General features: G+C 64.1%; 1 protein-coding gene (running past one end of the window). It reads right to left on the bottom strand.

Annotated features, from left to right (window positions below; genetic code table 11):
• Positions 1-5 precede the first annotated feature (5 nt).
• Positions 6-21,071, bottom strand: partial view of an alpha/beta fold hydrolase gene (locus OIE68_RS19495; RefSeq protein WP_327100787.1) — the 3' portion only. 20,895 nt of this gene lie beyond the right edge of the window; 21,066 of the gene's 41,961 nt are visible here — the last part of the coding sequence; its start codon lies off the right edge, out of view; its stop codon occupies positions 6-8.

Genomic DNA, 21,071 nt, shown 5'->3' with positions numbered 1-21,071 from the left:
TGTGTTCAATCGACTCTTCCGGAATCCGCGGGCTCGCCGTTCGGTGGATTCCCCATCCTGCGCAGTAGCGTCAGCGTCTGCTCGATCGCCTCCTGGGTTTGTGCGTTTGTCAGGAGTTGATCGAGCGTGATCTCATACATCTCCTCCGTACGCATGTAGACCGGTAGGTCTTCGTACAGTTCCGCAAGTTCGATGTGCAACTGGTGTATTGCGTTCGAGGCATCCTGCGGTGCCTGGTGGGATGTCAGGAGGGTGGCGACCTCGGCGAGCGCTTCATCGGCTTGGCGAATGAGGTCGAGCCCGGCCGCGTAATTGCTGGTGTAGATAAGGTAGTACGTTGCGGCCTCGAGTCGGCCTGACAGGTATGGCTCGGCCGCGGTGGCGAAATCTCGGGCCGACCCGGGCCGCGCGCGGGCGAATGCCGCTGCATGGTGGGGCAGAGACCGCAGAGCGTGGATAAGTTCGGGGGCAAACCCATTCATCGATCGCATCAGTAAGTAACTGTCGATAACTTCTGACCAGAAGCGGATCTCCTTCCACAGCCAATCCGACGCCATTAGTTTGCGGGCGGCAGTGACCGGTCCCCGATGGGTTTCCACAGGATCGGAATCTCCGGGCAAGGCGGATTCTTCGTCCCAGGGGACAGCCGCTACCGCCCGCTCGACGAACTGAGCGTTCCGTCCGAGCAGCGATGGCATTTTGTGCAGTTCGGTCGCATAGCGGGGATCCGTGGGGTGGGGGATCATGGCCCCGACACTGTCCCGCACCGCGTTCGCACTGGCGGCGATCTCTTGTGCCGTCGGCAATTGATCCACGAGGTACCGCGCTACCTCGAAAAGCGAGGTGTAGTCGGAAACCGGGCCGGGAGCATTCTTGTCGAGCCGACGAGTCAATTCGACGACCAGCACATTCAGCGCACGTGCCGCGCCGGCCAACTCCTCGGTTGTGGACTGCGGCTCGCCATCGTCGAATGCCGCGAGGTGGGCGGTGATTCTTGTACGCAGATCAGTCATCAACTGTCGGGCCTGATCATCGGAAAGGTGTTGGGCCCAGGATTCAAGTTCTGTCAATGTGGCGCTGAGATCGGGTATCGCGATCTCGACTGTCGGCGGCGTCGTGGGGACGACTCGGGGTGTCGGTATGGTGGTCGGCGCTGGAGCCGCGTGTCGTGTGGCGGCAAACGGAGCGCCGACGGTCTCCAACCCGGCAGTCGCCGGTTGGGCGCGTCCTTCTGTTGTCGCCGGCTGAACAGTCGGGGCGGTCCACTGTGCCGGAGGCGGGTCGAACACGCCGATCGCAGCACCGATCGGCCTGCGGGGCAGGCCTTGCGAGTATCCCCACTCTGGCCGGGCCGTCATGAAAGCCTGCCGCAACTTGGTACGGGCGAAGTGAATCTGTTCTGGTGTGAGGAGTCCGAAGGCCGCCGCGCGCGTTAGTCGGATGACGTCGTGAATGATCCGCTGGATCTGCAGAAGGATGACGTAGATGGTGCCGCCGGAAGGCCCAACACCTTCCAGGTGGTAGAGGCGGGCCCAGTCATAGCTTGTGGGGCCTGGTCTGGCCAACTCCCAGTCCAAGACGGTTATTCGGCCGTCCGCTACGGTGAGGAAAACTTTCTCGAAATGGGAGAAGAGAATGTTCCCGAAATGCAGGTCGGTATGGAGTAAACGGTTCCGTACTAAATCGTGGTACCACGACATTTTGATGACGGGTCCGAACGGATTCCGAGGCACTTCCAACTCGGCAAGTATGGCGCCGAACTCGGGGAGCGCGGCTTCGAGGATTTTCATCTGCTCGTCCACCAGTTGGCGTATGAATTCTCCGGGATCATCCCGAGGTTCTCCGGTTTCTACCGGGTCGCCCGATCCAACTGGGATGGGACGCATTTGCCTGTGTAGCTCCTGGATGGCGGCAACCAACTGCTCGACCGGTGGATTTGCCATATCGGCAAATCGCTCGGCATTGTCCACGAATCCTTGGATCTGGACCTCATCAATGCGGCTGCCATCGTGCATTTCGACGCCGCGGAGCCTCTTGAACACCCGTGGTACGTACACCCGTGGCCCGCCGCCGACACCATATCGCGCGAGCAGTTCGAGCACCCGCCACTCTTTCTCGACTCGGGTGTCGAGGCCATCGCCCCCGGACTTGGCGAAGCGCACCATGAATTGGCCGACTCGAATGTTCAGATTGTAGTTTCCCCCCATCGCCGAGGCGAGTGATGGCAATGCTCTCTCGATAATGGCCAGGGCGACGTCGTCAGGCATGTCCACGCCTGCTGTCCCACCGAGAAACCGATACTCCTCGATCGGCAGGATGCCTGGCACAGGGTTCGCGCTTGCGTCTTGCCCCTCCGGTCGGTCGGTGTCTGCACTTGTGGACGACCTGTCGGCGGCGAGAAACCTTGCCAACTTGCTGATTGTGTCGGCCGCCAGCTTCCCGGGCTTCCCGGCGAGGTGCAGGGTGTCCGCGGCTACCACATCAGGAAGCCCTTCCCAGAACCACAGCAGAAGGTATTCGCGCTCATGGGGCTCGAGAGCGTCGAAACCGCGGTCCCACTTTTGTCTATCCGCCCCCGCCAGTGCTCGGACCAATGGGTGCGACGCGTCCCTGCTGGGGCCCATGAATTCCCACAGCATCGCCTGCCGGAACCGTGCGTGCCGCACGTGGTCCACCGCCAGCTTTCGGGCAAGGGTGACCAGCGCTGCCTGATCGCGATCGCCGGCCTGCGCCAGCGCCTCAGCGGCAATCCTGTGGGCGACCTGGTCCGCACCCACCAGGCGCAAGACCTCGCGAAACACCGTGTCCGCGAGAGCTTCCGGGTACGCGCCGTCAGCCGGCTCGTGCGGCGGGTGCGCCGGCGGCTCAGGATTGTCGGCCGCGCGGGCGTCGGCATCAGATTCGGAATCGGTGGTGTCGGCTGCCGTGACGTTCGCGGAACGGCTCAGTGACTCGACCAACCCGATGAGTGAGTTGCGCAACACGTCGTGCAGCATCGCGTCGCTCAAACCAAGCGACTGCGCCGTCTGATCGACTGTTTTGCCCTGCACGAACAGCTGCGCAATACTGATTCGCCCAGACCGACTGCGCTCTACGAGGGCCCCCGCCATCGCTTTCCTATCCGCTCGCGCCACCACCGTTCGCAGGCGATCGGAATCCGCAAACCCCCCGCCGACCAGCAACGCGGTGTACAGCCGTTCGCCGATACTCGTCTCCGAATCCCACCCCGCCGCGATGACGGTCTTCATTGCCGCCCAGTCTCCGAGTAGCGGACGTTCCCCCGCTCCGAGGCGACTCATCACCGTCGTTGCTCCGTTGTCGATTGTCAGATACCCCTCGTCGCGCAACCGTCCGAATACGCGTGACACGGTCGGCGCGGACGATCCGAGTTCCGTGGCAAGGTCTCGAGTCGAGGGGAGCCGCCAGCCCACGCGCAGCATGCGCGAGCGGATCGCCTTCCGCAACGCGCGAAATAGATCCGGGCCACTCGGGGCGGGACCTGCTGTGTCGAGCGACCGGTCCCTGAGTAGCCGCCGCAGTCCCGCTGACGAGACTTGCCCGCCCTCAACGAAATCGGGACCGATTGCCACCCAAGTTTTTACGCCGCCCGGGGTCCCCGCACGCCCCTCGCTCGCCAAACGCCCCTCGTCCCGCAACAAGCGATAGACGTACTCGACGCTGGGCGACTGCAGCCCGAGCGCTGCCGCAACATCGTGGTCTGGAGGCAGCAGTCCGCCCACCGGGACCCTGCCGTCGAGGATCGCCGCCCGCAAGCTTTCGATGAGGATCGCGACGCGCTGAGTAATTGTTTCCGACATTGTGTTCGAGTACGAGTCCGGGAGTATCCCCACCAGATCTGCCACACCGATCACCGTGCGTGCACCTAGATCCAGATTGTCGCCAGGCTCGCGATCATCCGACCATCTGCCGGAATCCGCCACCACAGTTCCGATGTCAGGGCGGATCAGCACATACCGCTCGTCCCGTAACAGTCCGTACGCCGTCGTCACCGATTTCACGGACAACCCGAGATCCTCAGCGAGGTCGAGGTCTGACGGCAGCAGCTGACCGGGGCGCAACTTGCCGTCAATGATCCCGTCGCGCAAGGCATCCGCCAGTGCCAGGAAATCCGGGAGGCCGGCCGCTGTCAACTCACCGAACGACCAGTCCTCGAGTAGCCGTTGCACGTCCGTCAAGTCGGCAAGGTCGCGCAAGATCAAGTTCGAATAGCTCTCTGGCGCAATGCTATCCGTCCAGCTGTCGGGGTCCGTCATGATTTCTGTGACACCGGTGCCTGCGCGCGACAACAGCTGCGTCGGGCCGGTTCGCGCTCGGCCGACCCCTTGCGGTTCATCACCATTCGCCACGACGGCGCCCGCACCGTGGCGGATCGCTATCAACCCCTCGTCGCGCAATCGTTGATATGCCTTTGCCACAGTCGATTTCGACACCCCGAGAGCATGCGCGAGGTCCGCGGTCGCGGGCATCTTCCAGTTCACCAGCAGTTCTTCAGAGCGGATCGCCGCACGCAAGCCTTCCACGAGGAGCGCGACATTCCACGTACCGACCTCCGGCTCGGCACTGCGCGACCAATCCTCGAGCGTCTCCCGCACACGCGCTGAGTCGAGCACCCCACGCACGGTGAAAGTCGAATCAGCCCCGGACTCGCGGCTGCCCGGCCGCCCGCCGGTAAACGCCACCACGGTCCCATAGCCATGGCGGCCGACCAATAGCTGCTCGTTCTTCAGCTGCTTATAGACCAGCCCAACCGTCGCCTGCGACAACCCGAAGTGCTCGGCGAACCTCGCCGCCGACGGCAGCCGCTGACCCGCGGCCAGCCGACCGGACCGAATCGCCGCACCCAGCGCGTCTGCCAAGGTCGCAATCGCGGGGAAGCCCGCCTCCAGCTTCGCGCGCAACAACCGATCGTCGAGTACCCACAGCAACTCTGTATCGACACGAGACCCTCGGGATTCGCGGGGCGCGGCACCGACAGGTTCGACGATCTCGCCGAGTTCGGATTCCGTCTGTTCCTCAGAACCGACCCGAGGCGTGGATCCGTCACCCGGCTGGTCGCCGATTGGATCGGATGCCGACCCGGACGACGAAATATCCTCGCCTGCTGCCGCCGAGGCTGCGGGGCCCCACTCCTGGCCGTCATCGGGGTTGTGGTGGAAAGCGATTCCGCCGTCCGGAATTCCGGCGAATCCAGGCCCTCCCATGCGTCGGCGTGGTCCGCGTCTGGCGGGTAGATCGAGTGCCTCGCGGACGTCGAATTCGTGGAAGCGTGGATCGGCCGGAGATCCCTGTGATTTCGATGTGGCACTTGCTATTTCGCGGTCGAAGCGGGTCTGCCATTGCGCGTCGGTCTCGCCATTGGGATCGGGGTAACGTGCGCCTTCCGCCAAATCCCCAAGTCGCACCGAAAGACCATCCAGGTACACGTCGGCCAACCCGACCCAGGTGTCGTCGAGTTCGTCGGCGCTCACCTCGTTCAGCTGCGCGTGCAGGTGCAGTTTGACCAGCCCGTCCAAGGTTTCGACATAGCCGAGCATTTCCGAGTCGGGATTGTCGGTGTACCTCTGTCGCAGGTTAACGACCGCGCTGCGCCATTCACGTGGCGTTCGCATGTCGTGCGGATACTCCATGCCGAGCAGATCCGCGAGCTCGTCGCGATGTTGTTCGAGCATGGGCAGCACTTCGATGGGTTCGGGAGTCCGCGGCATGGCGTCCTCCGCCTTTGCCATGATCTGCTCCAAGATCCGGACCATATCCCGGTACCACTCCCAACGGTCGAGACGGAGGTAGTCGGATTCCGAGGTGCGGATTCGGTCTCGTATGGCCTCCAGTTCCGCGCTCGGGATGTGATGCATGCGCAGTACGTTCAGGCCGCGTTCGACTGCCATGAAATGATCGCTGAACCCTTTCGGCGACGGCCACTTCCGCTGGTAGGCGTTGCTGTTATCGATCGGCACAATGTAGAACCCGTGCGCGAGCAGCCAATTGCCGCCCTCATGTCGATCCCACGGGCGAATCAGCATGTCGCCCAAGCCCTGTCGCATTGCGGCAGGTGTGGGGTAATATTCGCGCCACCCGTCTTTTCCGTGGTAGAACAGCCTATCCGCGGGAATTCCCGGCACGAATTCGACCATCAGCGTGAGGTCGCCGCGGCGCAGCACTGCCGGGGCCCGTGTTCCGACATCCCGAAGTGTCCGTGCAGCCAACTCCTCGGCATCGGCGTGGTCGATCTCCCGGACCGTTTTCCTGACCGCCCGGTAGCCATTCCGGTAGAGGATCAACCAGACCGATGCCGACGAGGTGTAATGGTGCCTGGTCTCCAGACGTGTGCGCGCCACCTCACCCGAGGCTTCCGCTTCGGCCAACTTCTCGGCGAACGATCGCTCATCGGCGAGGTCTGTCAGCCATTCGATGGCCTTGCGGTCGACGTAGTACTGCGTCGCCAGCTCCGGACCGATGTGGTTGCCGGATACGGTTTGTACGGTCAGCTCGGCGTTCTCGTCTATCAAGACCTGCAGGTACCTGATCGGTATTCCTTGCCGCGCGAACCGTTCCCGTACTCCCGGTATCAGCTCGTCCGCCAGCCTCTGCTGGCCGAGCAGAGGCGACGCGACGACCAAGCCTTCACCGGGCACTATCCCGAACCCTTCGATCCGGTGACCGTCGTCATCCAGGACCGGTTCCGCGCCGACAGCCGTCAGCACATCTCGTGCCGCGAGCACCGCCAACGCCGTGCGCACCGTGCGCACGTAGTTCCGGGCGGCCATGATATGCGGTTTCAGTGACTCGAAATGCTCGGCCGCCTTGGGGACCAACCTCTCATCGCGCAGCACCAGCGTCGCGAACCCGTCGACGACGAGCCCACGCAAAGCCGCATCGAACCGCCGACGCTGCCTCGCCCGCAGATCCTCGATCACCTGCTCGACGCCCTCGATCTCCTTCCCGTGCGCCCCCTCCGTCCGCATCCCGAGGTTGCGAGCCAGCCGCAGTCCTTCCGCCGCCACCTGCGCCGCATCGTTCTCGGCGGTGTCGAGCGCGCGGCGCAGGGGCGGTGCGAGTTCTGGAGTCGCTGCGATCTGATCGTCGGGAGGATTCTGTGCCGGCGGGTCCGCGTCCGGTGGTGTCGACGACTGTTCGGCGGGACCCCATTCCCGGTCGTTTTCCGGGTCGTGGTGGAAAGCGATTCCGCCGTCGGGGATTCCGGCGAATCCGGGTCCGCCCATGCGTGGTCGGCGTGGTGCGCGTCGGGCGGGCAGGTCGAGTGCTTCGCGTACGTCGAATTCGTGGAAGGGGACTACTGGCCCCGGCGAGCTGGTGCCGCCGCCACCGCGCGGCTTCGCGGACTTGTCCGGCTCGGTCGCGGTCCGCGTCCCCGTTGTGGAATCCGCCTCAGGCGCTGGGGATGTGTGCGTTGTCGACGATCCGATCAGATTATCGATGAACGGCACAGCGATGGTGGCGTTCTGCGGGGCGCGCCTCTGGACGGCATCTCTGACATCGTGGATGAACGCCTGCGCCTCGGAGAGCCCCCGGCGGTGCAGGTACCGGCCGAAATCGTGCTCTCCGGCCAGCAGGTCTCGTACCGTCGATACGAATTGTTCGACCGCTCGCTCCTCGCTCGACAATGTGTCGGTGCTTCGCACTCGGAGGGCCCGTCGGAGTAGCTCAGGTGCGGAATCGGGGGGTGCCGCAAGCATTTTCGCCACGGTCGTCGCGAACCACTGACCGATCCGATCCTCGGCTGATGTCGCGCCGTCGAAACTTGCCGCTATCTCGCGTGCCTCGCCCAGCAGGTAGGGCTCGACAACCGTGTTGAGGTACTTCTTGTCGACCGTCGGAGAGGCGAGATGGTCTTCATAAAGGACATCGGCAGTACCTCGTGTGCGCAGGTATGTCGGTGATTGGCGCACGAGCAGTCGGCAGCCCGGGAAGTGCAGTCCGAACACTCCGCCCCGCCGGATCTGGTTCCAGTGCGCATGCTCGGTGGGCGTCAATACCGGAGCCATCCAGTCGTGTTCCGCGGGGAGCAGCGGCCTGGGCGCCACCAATGGGAGGTAGGGATATTGCGGAAGTTCGTCGAGGGATACGGCGCGGGCAGTCCGGGCGATGACGTTGGACGATCCATCCTCGGTCTGGGTCTGAAACTTCCACACCGGGATCAGCACACCCGGCAGCTCTTGCCGATACTGCACGATCAGCAGCGCGCCCGGCGCCGAATTCGGCAGGCCGAGTTGCACTGCCGCCTCCAGTGAGGCCGCGGTGATCGCGGCAAGCGCGCTCAACCGAGCACTCCGCTCCGCCAGCCAGGACAGCTCCCAGGCGCGCTGTTCCGGGCTACCGATCCAGGCCTGGCCTCGCGGCTCGTCGGCCGCGGGCTTCGGCAGATCGGCGATGTAGTCGTAGCCGTGACCGAGCAGCTCCGCTCGTAGCTGGGCAGAATCCGAAGGTGCCGGTTGGCTGGGCCGCGCTATTGCCCAGGGATTGTGCTGTGTGGTCTCGCTCGTGACGGCGGTTGGCGGGCCGTCGGACACAGCTGACGCGGCGTCTGGCTCGGGTCGTTGCTGGGGTGCGGGCGTTGCCGTTGCATGTGTCTGCGGTATGGCGGGTTCAGTTGTCGCGGCGGTCGGGTCGGGCATGACACTCGCCGATTCGGCTTCCGTGTGACGCTCGGTCTGCACGGCTGGATCCGCTGATGTTTCTGCTGGTGTGACCACGGCAGCGGTGGGTTCGAATTTGGGGATGACTGTGGCGGTGTGGATTCGACCGTCCGCGATCGCGAAACGGCCGGACAGCTCGGTCAGGGTCAGACCGGATTCGGTGGTGACGGGAGCCTGCAGGTGGACGTGGAACGTTCCGGCGGCCGGATTCACGGTTGTGTGCATGGTGGCGAAACCGAGTCGGTGTCCGGTCAGCGGGAGGGCTGCCGCATTCGCACTCTTCTTGGCGGACCACAGCATTCGGTCCCAGTGCACCCGGTCGCGGGTGCCGATCTCGCGCAGCCAGGTCTGCTCAGCAGGCTGTGCCACGTTGTCCAGCAGGCGGCTCGGCAGGGCGGCGTTCGGCTCCGCATCGATTCCGATCGAGGTCACCTTGTCCGCTTCGACGACCGCGGCGGCGGCGTATTCGTCGTCGATGCTGGTGGTTGTGCCGATCATGCCGGTCGGCCATTCCAGTGTGCCGTCCGGGCCGGCAAGTACCAGTGCGTCCGGGTGACCCCGTTCGGCGAGGGCTTGTTGGGCGGCGACCCGCTCGTTGGCGATTCCACGCACGCGCGTCGCTGTTTCCTCGGGAAGCGGTGTCGAGGCTCGGTTCTCGGACACCGTGGCCGACCCGCGGCCGATCACTTCCGCTGTGCTGGCCTCCGGCAGTATCCGGCCGAAGGCAGTGCCGGGCGAGTCCGTCGGTGTGTCTTCGCCGGGCGTTACGGTGTCTCCGAGTGCAGCCGCCGTGGGTGGCTCGTTGACCGGCCGTCCGCCCAGCGGGTTTGCGCGCGCGGCGTTACCGACCGGGGGTGTCTCGTAATCCGCGACGGCGGCGCTGCGTGGCGGACCGCCGAGGCTGCGGTTCTCCTCTGACACGTATGCGGCCAGCTCTCGGCAGCTCTCGCACTCGCTCAGATGGGTCGCGATCTTGCTGTCGGCCCGCTTACGCAGACCGTTGCGCGCCCACGCACCAAGGTTTTCCACCGTGGCGCGGCAGGCCTCGGTGGTGGTCTGCTTCAGATGCATCTGTAGGTACATCCGGCGCAGGTGCTCTCGCGCCCGGAAGGAAGCCGCCGCAATGGCATTCGCGTTGGACTCCAGCAGTTCGGCTGTCTCGGTTGTGGTCAGATCGTGAACCTCGGTGTGCCACAACACGGTTTGCATGGTTTCCGGCAAGGAGTTCAATGCCCGTGCCGCCATGGACTTTTCGAGGCCTGCTACCGCGGTATCGGTGTATGGCTCGGCCACGTCGTAGTCGGTCATATCGCCGCTGAGTACCAGATGGGTTTCGGGCCGGAATTGCCCGGTGTTCACCGAGTGGTAGATCGTGGTGAGCAGGTACTGACGGAAGTCCCACCGGGGTCCGCGGCCGTTGAGCAGCGTCGCGAACACTTTCGTAAATGCCTCGGATACGACGTCGTCCACGACGTCGGAAGATTGGGCCAGACGTTCGGCTGCCCTTCGTGCAGTGGCGACATGCCGCTTGTACAACTCGCCGTAAGCATCCGCATCGCCGCCGCGCACGGCCGCGACGAGTTCGGCGGTGCTCCGGCGCTCGGACCGGCCGGATCGGACCGCTTCCTCGGCGGACACACCACGGTCTTCTTCGGCGACGTTCTCCCGCACCGTGTTTGGAGTGACAACGAGGTTGTCGTGCTCACTCGCGCCATTCTCGTTCGGCACCGTGATCGCGGTGAGTACGAGGTTGTCGTGGACGTGGAAGCGGCCCGAGAACACCGGTGGTGACGGATCGGACAGTGCCGTGTCATCGGGGAGCCGCACCTCGAACGTACCGGTCGCGGCGTCGGCACCGGGGTGGATCGTCACCTCCACCTGGTTGTGCCTGAGGTGGTGTCCGGTCAGTCGCGAGTAAAGGACCAGGGTGTTGTGCTTCGCCGAGCCCAGCACTTGATCCCAGTGCATTCCGGTGTGCGCCTGGGCGAGTCCCCGCAAGTGGGCGCGCTCCTCGGGTTGGGTCATATTGATCAGCGTGTTGGTCCGGACGGCGACATGATTCTTGGTGTCGATGTTGATCGCCAGGAACTTGTCGGCGTCGGCGAGAGCTACGGCCGTGTAGTTCGGCGCTCGGACGGTTATCCCGATCAGTCCTTCCGGCCACTCCGGCTCACCGTCGGCGCCCATTGGGATCGGCGCATCGCCCAGACCGAGATCGCCCAGTACTCGCAAGGCGCAGAGCCGCACGCTCAGCACGGAACTGTGTTCATTCCCTACCATTTCGGCGACATGTACGTCGGGAGGCAGAACATGCTGGATCAGGCCCGTCGGGTTTCCTCGTGCCGCGCCACCGCCATCGATATGGAGCTGCATTTGCTCTTGCATCTGCTTCCACCGCGGCTGGCGCTTCTTCTCTCCAGCCCAGTCGCCTTCGCGTCCGTCCCAGGTGGCAACGATCCCTCCATCTCCGATGAGGGGGTCGGGCCGTGCATTCCGTTCGGGTGAGGTGTCGGGTGGGTCGGTGGGAGTGGACTGGTGTTCTTCGGCTGCGGTTGGGGTGTGCTCGTCGCCCTGGTTTCCACCAGCCTGCGGTACCGTCGCCACCGCGAGCACGATGCCGTCGCGTATCCGCCATTTCCCTTCGATGAGCGCGACCGATGGACCGAAGAAGGTCAGGCCATCGTCTGACAGGTGGGCTCGGAATATTCCGGTGGTCAGATCGATCGTGACGTGGATGTCGTGGTCGGGTACTCCGTCCGGGACTAACGCCTCCGCGACCTCACTGGCCGCGTCCTTGATAACGCGGAACAATCGTTCCAAATGGACCCCGTCGCGTATCAGGTCCTGGCCGCCGACGTTCTGTAGCCAAGCCCATTCCTCGTCGTTGAGGAAGGCGCCCGGTTGCCCGGCGTGGGAAAACGGTTGGTGCTCGCCGACGCCGATGCCGATCGCACGGAAGTCCCGAGCATGGGCGACCACCGCCGCGGCGAAGCTGGGCGGGCAGAACGGGGCAGGCATGGTGATGGCGCCGACAACCTCGTCGGGCCATGGTGTGGGCAGCGGGTATTCGGGACGGGAACTCGCATTGAATCCCGGCGCGCCGAAGGTGGAGAACCCGAGGCGGTGCAACGCCATTCGGCCGCACATGAAACCCGGGTCTTCGCCACCCAAGTTCTCGACGCGCCGCTGCCCCAAGAGCTCCTCCCCGACTACATTCGGAGGCAGGAGTGCATGAATCATCGATTCGCTGAATTCGAGCCACGTCGACTTGCGGTCGTCGAGCTGTACGACACCAGCGTTATCCGCCTTCTGCGTGGCCGTAAACTCCTGCACCGCAGACGATTCGGGGTTGTTGTCGATCACTTCGACAATCAGCTCGCGCTCGCCGGGTCTGTGCTGGCGCCCGGGGATTCGAACAACGACACGAACCTCGCCGGTGCTGTGTGCCCGCGCTCGCGCTGCCAATTCTGTGACGCCGGCGCGGACGGTTTCAATCTGTTCGTCGCTGCGCCAGACCCTCAGACCCAACCACTTGGCCACCTCATCGGCCGCGGCCGCCGCAGCATGCTCCACTTCGGCGGCGGTCAGCTGTGCGCCTGCCACACCGGGTGGGCCCACAGTCACCTCGAACGGCGGGACTCCGACACGGCGTCCTGGGTGGACCGCCATGTCATCCTCGCCCGGACCTTGTTCGAAAAGCTGGTTGGGCCACAATGTGTCGTCCGGACCGACCCGGATGTGCCAGAATCCGCCGTCCTCTGCATCTGGCACGATCAATCTCAACCCGACTCGACTCACCAGCGTCGTCGGGTCGAATTGCAGTAGTTGCACGGTAAACGGCATGTCCAGGTCGTATGCTCTGGCCCGGGTCAGGCCGTCCCACAGGCGAATGGCGTACTCCAGCTGCCGCTTCCGCGCATCGTCGCGTTCCGCGACCGGCGCCGAACGCAGTTCCTGCACAAGCAGTTTCAAGGACCGTTCACAAGCCTCGTTTGCTACGTTCGTCGCAAAGTAATCCCGCGCGCTCACTTCACGCGGATACACCTTGATCAACGCCGCCCGCTCGTCATCGCTCAAACGTTGGTGCCACCAGCGCTTGATCCCGAGCCCTACACTGCGACGGCTGGCGTCGTCGGGTCGTGTCATCCACGCGGCCGTCGCGTTCGGTGCCGCTTTGCGCAATGCTTGCGCCGCAAGGTCGCGGTCGGCTTGCGAAGCCGGTTCCACCGCGAAGGGATCGGTTGATTCGGAATCGGTCGGCTGATTCGCTACCGGGTTATCCGGTGCGCCGCTGAGCGGGGGCGGTGTGGCGCCGTCGGCGAGCACCGCCGCGACGCGTGCCTGCAATGTGATGCGCGCCTGCTCGGCAGCCGCCTCTTCGGGGGGCGGGGTGGGCCGGTTCGCAGGGGCGGGGACGACACCGTTGCGCACGGCCCACTCGACCATCGCGTCGGTGTCCTTGATACCGAGCTTGGACCGGAGCCGAGATCGGAGGACCTGCACCCCGCGCTCTTTCACGTCCAGCTCCACGGCAATGGCCCTGTTCGAAAGCCCCTCAGTCAGTAGGCGCAAGACCTGCATCTCCCGTCGCACCAGCTTGACGTCGGCGGGCGGGTCGGGCACAGGTTCGGCGGACGGGTGGTCGGCGATCCACACACGTTGCGCCGCGTCCAGCAGCGTCGCTCGGTCCGGGGCGCCGAGCTTGCCCACAAGGCATTCGAGGTCGTTGCGTACGGTGTTGTCCGATACGCCGACGATCCGTGCGATTGCCTTGAACGACAAGCTTTCTGCGGCCAGCCGAAGTACGTTTCGCTCGCGGTCGGTCGGCTCGGTCTGGGTGGCGCCGGCGGTCTGTGCGTTCGCGGCGCTGTGTTCGTCCATCTTGGTTCGGAAGTCCCGCACCGTGTCCGGGGAGACTGTCGTCGTATCGTCGTCGGTCGTGGCGGAGAGGACTCCGGCCACGACACGAAGCATCTCTACCTGGTTGGACGACAGTTCGATGAGATTCGTCGGCGCATCGGTCGAGGCGGGCTCGCTATCGGATGGCAGCACTCGAACCGTGTCGGCGGTCCCGACCTTGTCGGCCAGTTGCGCAAGGAGCCGATCGACCTGGCTCGGCGCCATGCCGAGTACGATCCCGATCCGCTCGTGCGACTCGCCCTGCGCGACCAATCGAAGGGTGATGGCCTCGCCTTCGGTCAGCGTGACCGAGCCCGCGTCTTCGGCCCGCACCGTCTCCGGCCGCGCGCGCGAATCGTCGGTTTCCGTTGTGGTCGAATCGCTTTCGCCGTCGCCGGCAGGTTCTGCATCGGGTGTGGGATCGGCGGTACCCGCTGCGGCCGAGGGATTTTCAGCGCCCTGGTTCGACGGCTGACCAGGTTGTGCCGAGTGCGGTTGTGGATTAGAAGGCTCGGTGGTCTGCGCATCGTCGGCGATCGGCCCCGCGCTTTGCGCGCGGGTCTGGGCATCCCGCGCGTATGCGCGCAGTTTCATCCGCCGCTGGTCGGCGGCGTCCACGGTCTCCGGCGAGTGCGTCATATCCATCGCGAGCACTTCGGCTGGGTACGCCCGGATCAGCGCTGCGCGTTCGGCCTGGGTCAGCCGGCGGTTCCACCACGACTCGAGGTCGATCCCGGGCGGGCACATGTCGGGAATGGTCAGCCATTCGGGGGTTGCTTCCGGGTGCAGCTTCAGCAGCGCATGTGCCCACAGGAGGCCTTGATCCGCGAGGAAGGACTCGGTATTGGGATTCAGTCCGATCAGTCGGCGCAATGCCTGGACCAGGTTTGTTTCCAATGGAGCGAAGACATTGTCGATGATGAAATTTCCGGCCTTCGGGGTAAGTCCGCCCTCTTCTTCGAGTATCGGATCAATGTGTTGCGCGAAAACCATCAGGGCGAGCATGTCGCTCACCAGATACGACCAGTATTGCGCATAGTAGGTTCCGAAACCGCCCATATGCGCGAATATGTGGCGGAACCACTGAGATGGGTAGCTGTTCCCGATTTGCGGGAAATTCAGACCGAACTCGGCCAGAGCGGCTTCTTCGAAGTCTTTCACCAGCACTGTATCATCTGTAAAAAATTTACCGCTGGGTATCTGCTCGGACGACAATGAACTCCATGCAAGGTCGATTATGGCGCCCGCCATTCGGAAAACTGTGGATACGCCACGGTAAGCGGTTGTCCATTCGTCCAGCTTTTCGACCATTTCGGGCGGCATCGGCTCGCCGGTCTCGTGATGCTTGGCGAAGTTCGCCAGCACCTGCGGATGTTTCCGGAAGCGCTGGAAAACTTTGGCGACGAATTCGATCCAGGCGAACACCAGGTGACGGTTGGCTGGATCGAAAGTGCCCTCACTGAGCAGGAAATGGAATGCATGCCCGAACTCGTGGAACAGCATATCCGCGTCGTCCTGGCTCAGCAGTACCGGCCCGTCGGCAACTGGTTTCTCGATGTTCAGGTGAACACTCACCAACGGTGTCTGGCCTGTCGGCGTGAACTTGAGCCGAACCGGGTCGGTCCATGCCCCGCCGTTCTTGCCCTCGCGCGAGTAGGGGTCGAAGTAGATGTGCCCGAGCCACTGTCCCTGCTCGTGGACGACTGCGAAAACTCGCACGTCGTCGTGCCATACCGGAGGCTTGTGATCTCCTTGGAGCTCGGTAATGGTAAGTCGAAGCAGTTTCTCCGCCGCGAAGAACAGGCCGTCGTTCAGAACACGATCGAGCTCGTGATACTCACGGATGGCCTTCTCGTCTATCCCGACCCGCTGAAGGAGCAGGGTGTCTTTTGCATACGACCAATCCCACGGTTGTATCTCCGCTACGCCGATGGCCTCGGCGAATTGTTGTAGTTCGGCTCGGGCCGCAGTCCTTACGATCGGCGCGATAGCATGCAGGATATCTTTTATCTCCTCGGTGGATCCGAAAAGGCCCGTAGGTATAAGGAAGTCCGCATAGTTTCTGTAGTCGACCTTTTCGGCACGTTCGGCAAATGCCCTGGCCTGATTCAGCACGTTTGGCGAATTGTCGTATTCTCCACCGACAGACAACGACGAGACCTTCTCGTACACCTGTTGCCGCATCGCACGATCTGTTAGTGACGCCAGTTCGGGGTGGTAGATGCCGCTGATCGACGGGGGCTTGGACAGTGAGTAACCGCCCTTCTCGCCGGCGCGAGATCTGGCATTTTCTATTTTGTCGGCAGTCAGACCGTTCAGTTTCCCGACATCGTCCACATGGATCTCGAAGGCATCGGCCGCGTTGATCTGATTCGCCTTGTAGTCGGCTTGCAGACCGGCCACCTTGGCATCGATTTCATGGATTATCGAAGTTTCTTGCTCGTCGAGATATGCTCCGGCGTATCTGAACCTCTCGAACATGTGCAATACGAACCATCGCTCCCGAGCGGTCAACTCCAAATCGAAGATGTTCGCTTGCATTTCGGAGAAGATGTTCAGCAATGACGGATTCGCCATGATCTTTTGATCGTGCATTTTGCTCAGCGCCGCGATCTCCGGCTCCAAGCGTGCGGTTTCGGAATCCCGGTCCACTGCCGCTTTCTCTGAAAAAAGTTGCTGCACCGCGCCGAGCAACAGGCCCGACAAGGCAAATCGGCGCAGAGTGTCCGCAGGCCGTGGACCCGGGTTCGTGACGAGATCGTCGAGTGCGCCGAGCTGCTCCTTCATCGCAAATTCGAATACGGGCAGGAAATGCCGCGCTTCCATACAGTCGAAGGCCGGAACTCCGGTCGGGTCCAGTGCTGCCGCGAGGACGGGATTCGTCGCGGGGTCGAGATCGTCGGACTCGACATCTGGCGCGGCGACTCCGGAGGCGCCTTCGCCGCTCTCGGGCCGGGCCTCGCCTTCGGTCAGCGTGACCGAGCCCGCGTCTTCGGCCCGCGCCGTCTCCTGCCGCGTGCGCGCATCGTCGGTTTCCGTTGTGGTCGAGTCGCTTTCGTCGCCACCGGGCAGGGCGGCTGGTGTATCCGGTCGGTCGGGTTCGCGATTTCCGCGCTCCGCGCCACCGCCGTCGTTGTGCCACACACCGAGTTCGTCCATCTGGTCCCGTACCCGGCCGAACTTGAATTCTCCGCCGTCCCAGGGGGCGTCGGGGTCGGGGACTCCGCCGCCCTGGCCGATCAGGGGGTCGCGTCGTGGTTTTTGCCGCGGTTCGGGGCGAGCTGGTGGTGGCGGGGAGGTTTCGCCGTCATCATGGCCTGCCGCTGTGGGCTGGACCAGGGAGAGGAGATCGAGCAGTCGCGCCGAGACATCGTCGTCGCGGACAACCGCATCCAGACGGGCCAGCATCCATTGTTTCAACCAGGCTGGTAAAGGCCGTGGCTCGGATTCAATGCGCTCGATTTCGGCCTTTCGTGGCAGATCCTCATCGAAGTACGCGTCTCGTTCGGCGCGGAAATAGTGGGTGATGACGGGCAGCATGTCCATGCCCAGCATGTGGGATACGCCGGGGAAGAGATACAGCGTCGAGGTGGGGATTAGCGCGGCATTGGTCTCGCTGTGGTGGACCGGCGAGAACTGGTCGACGCTACCGTGCACGAGATCGACTGGTACGCGGATGTCGAAATCGATTCCCCAGGGCTGAACCAACTGCACCATGTCGTCGGGCCATGCGTCCTCATAGTTGCGCAGCGCACGTTGATAGCCACGGGCTAGCAGATTCAGAAATGCTTCCACCCATATGAGGTCCACGATCGTGTAAGCATTCCAGTTGTGGCTGATCAGCCAGGTTCCGTCCTGCGCGGTTTCCCTGGCCATGTTCCTGATGGCCCGCAGATCCGGGCTCCGGTAAGCCGCCTGGTTTTGCTCGGCCATGCCCTTCATCCAGGGACCACGATCGCCGAGGACCGGTGACGTGCCGACGAGCGCGACGCCTCGGTCCACGTGGTCGGGGTCGAGCGCACAGACGGCGATCGCCACCGAGCCGCCGCCGGAGCGTCCGAGTACCGAGTAGTGCTCGAAGCCGAACGGCGCTGTTGCGATGTAAACGATGTCGCGGGCGCAGTCGGCCACCGTGCGCCCGGGCAGGGGGTCGGAGTCGCCGTACCCTGGTCGCTCCACGACGACAACAAAGTATCCGCGGTCGGCCAACGCTTGTGCGTCCGGCAGTGGACCGTCGACCCCGACCGGAGTGCCGGGAGACACCATGATGGGGTAACCCGAGGGGTCCCCGAGCGTACGGAAATACACGGTCCTGCCGTCCGGCATCCGCGCTGCGTGGAGTTTCGAGATCTCGCCCAGGTCGGCGGTTTCGGCAGGCTCGGGCACAAAGCGCACGATGTCCTCGGGCAGCATCGTGTGGTGGTCGACGATGTGTCGGCGTTCGGTCGAATTTTGTTCCTGTCGAACATTATTCGGATTCGTTGTGCTGTCCGCTTCGGTGCTGGAGTGTACGAGCGGCCGTGGTATCGGTTCGTCACCCGCATGGAACTGTGCGACTGCGCCGTCCGGAATTCCGGCGAATCCGGGCCCGCCGCCCATACGTGGTCGGTGCTGTCGGCGTGGGGCGGATAGATCGAGTGCGGCGAGGGGGTCGACCTCGTGAGGATCGGCCGGATCGAGCCGAACAGGTGACGGTTGCCCCACGGCGCCCAGCTGATCCGTCCAGCCGGCAATCGTTATGACGGCCTCCAATTTGGCGACATCGCGGGCATAGCCGGTACCGGAGGACACCGCAGCCGCGCGAGTGATCACCCGCCACAGTTCGTTCAGCTGGTCGCGGGCCTCAGCCGGTGCCCTATCCCCGCGGCCAGCAAGATAGCTGTGCGCCATTTCGATGGCCCGTGGCCCCATGCGGTGGGGGAACACCCAATCGATCGCCAGTTGCGTGTCCGGACCGGCGACCACGGGCACGTCATCGCTTATTGTTCCGGTGCTTCCCAGACGAGATATCTCGTCGCGGATCTGATCGTGGGCTTGGTTCACGATATGGGCCCGAAACGTGATGCCTTCCCGCGCGAGTTGCGCGTATGTGAGGATCAGTTCGGTATTTCGCTGCCGCAGCATCCTGATCCGATCGGCGGCCGTTTCCTGGCTCGATTCGACCGGCTTGTTGCCGCGCGGGCTCGCGGGCCCATCCGGCTGCGAACTCGTAGCTGCCGAACGGGTTTCGCCGGTCTCCGCTGAGTCAGTGGGCGTGGTCGGTTGCGTTGCTTCGGTTGCCGAGGCCCGGTGTGGCTCGTCCCCTCCGGGGGGTAGTGCGCCGGCATCGACGGGTCGGAGGGCTCGTCCTCGTGTCATGTCCGGGTCGGCGTGAGGGTTGTGTTCGAGCTGCTGCTGTCGTGACTCGAGTGTGCTGGCGCCATCCCGGCGAGTCAGTACCAGACCATGTGTGGTCTGCGCCGCGAACGGCGGATTCTCCGGGTCGAACACCGCCCTCGGCTGCGCTGCCTGCCGGTCGTAGATCCAGATCTGTTTGCCGTCGTTGTGCAGCAGGAATAGATGCCCGATCGCCGCACCGACCGGGCGGGCGTTCACCAGCATCCCCGCACCGGCCTCCAAATCGGTCAGGAACTGCGCCGCTTCACCGAGTCCGCCATCGAACCGCCGGTGGTGCGCCCCGGCCAGCCAGGCCACCGCCGCTGGCGGCACCGGTCCGTCCACCTCCACCGGTTGCTGCACGTCGAACCCGAGATTCCTGGCATCCGCGAACGCTCCTACCGCACACGTGGGATCCACAGCGCCTTCGGCGTTGGTTCGGCCAGCAGGTTTCGCGCGGGTGAGGCGGAGCGGTGGTGCGGGTGCCTTATCGCCCTCGATCGGCTCGCTCTCCTGCGCGACGACGGTTCCTGGTGCAGGTGCGGTTTCCGGCGAGGCTGTATCGACCGTCGCACCCAGCCCCGTGGCCACCGAATCGTCAGGGGTACCAGCCGGGGCCGCATCTGGGCGGATGACGGGCGCAGGTGATTCGGAAGGCGTTGCCTGCGATGCACGATCTGCGGAATTGTCCAGACTGATAATTCCCCGCGCCGAGGCTACCGACACCAATGTGTTCCGGTCTTTACTAGTACCGAGCCGGAGCGAAATGCGTTCGAGACTGTAGCGCACGGCGTGGTGGGTGATCTCGAGCGTCGTCGCGATCTGCCGATCCGTCATTCCGCCCGCAACCAACTCGAGCACCTCGACTTCACGCGCGGACAACCCACTGGGTGTCCGCGGCGCCGTTCGCGCGCGCGGCGGAGATGATTCCTTTGCTGTCGGTGCCAGCATCGCGGACAGCCGGGTACTGGCGGCATCGATTCCGGTGCCCTCGGCAGCGATGGCAATGGCCAACCTCCGTACGGCAGTCCACAGCACGAGGTCAGTGGCCGCGATATCGGCGGGTGGTTGCGGGTTCACAGCCGACGAGCCGCGCCGGACCGGCCAGAGCTGCCAGACCTTTCGCTGCTGTTCGGGCAGGAGGAATGTGCGGATGCCGTTTTCGATTTCTTTTCTGTCAGCGGCAAGTATGCGGCTCGCCGGTCCGAGTTCATCGGCGCCGGCACCTGCGCTGAAGATGTCCCAGATGCGCTGTCGGAACTGAACGAATTCGCGGTGTTCGTTCATCAGGTTTCGAGCGTTGAGGACGACCCAATCCTTGATATCCCGATCACGAATTTGGCCGAGACGACTGATTGCGCCGGCACACGCCTCGTCGAAGATCTGCCGAGCGACTCGAGGTTCGCGTATGTTCGCCTGGATCCACGGAAGTACGTTCTTCCCGAAGTGCTCCCGGAGCAGATCGACCGCCTGGTCCGGTTGCCGGAGAACCACATGCTCATCGATCAGTTGTCGAAGCGGCTCGGCAGGTACGGCCGGGTCGGCTCCCTGACCTGCCCGGGCCGGAGTCGATGCGGGCGACCCAGCTTTCCGTCCGGACCACGGATTGGTGGCCTCGCGGTCACTCGGTCCCTCGGGTGTGGTCGCCGCGGTGGGTGGTCGATGTGCTTGGTTGCCAACAGCCGTGCTGGGCTGTGCGGGGCTATCCGCCGGAGCAGATGCGGGCTCACTCTTACCCGACCAAGGCGTCGTGTGACTGCTCCATGGGGTCGGGGCGACCGGATGCTCTGGTCCCGGCATGCTGAACCGGAAGAGCGCCGACGGTGCCGTCGGTGCGGCAGGATCGGGCCTGTGGTCCGGTCGTTCGTCGGACCGGTTCGTGGGTGCTGGTTGTTCGGTGCTGGAGTGCTCAGCGGCTGCTTGTGGCTCCGAATCCGATTGGCTCGCACCGGTTCTCGACTCGTCACCGGTGTTCCGGGGCAGTGTCTGTTCGCTCGGCGCATCGTCCGCCGTGTCGGCTGGTGTTGGGATGGCGCTTTCGGTGGCCGGGTCCCTATCGGGTCTCGCGTTGCTCTGGGAAGCGGGTACGGCAGATTCGTCTGGGTTTTGGGGTGTTGGTTG

It is taken from the genome of Nocardia vinacea (assembly GCF_035920345.1).
In the GTDB taxonomy this organism is placed as follows: domain Bacteria; phylum Actinomycetota; class Actinomycetes; order Mycobacteriales; family Mycobacteriaceae; genus Nocardia; species Nocardia vinacea_A.
This window is presented reverse-complemented; position numbering and strand designations above follow the sequence as displayed.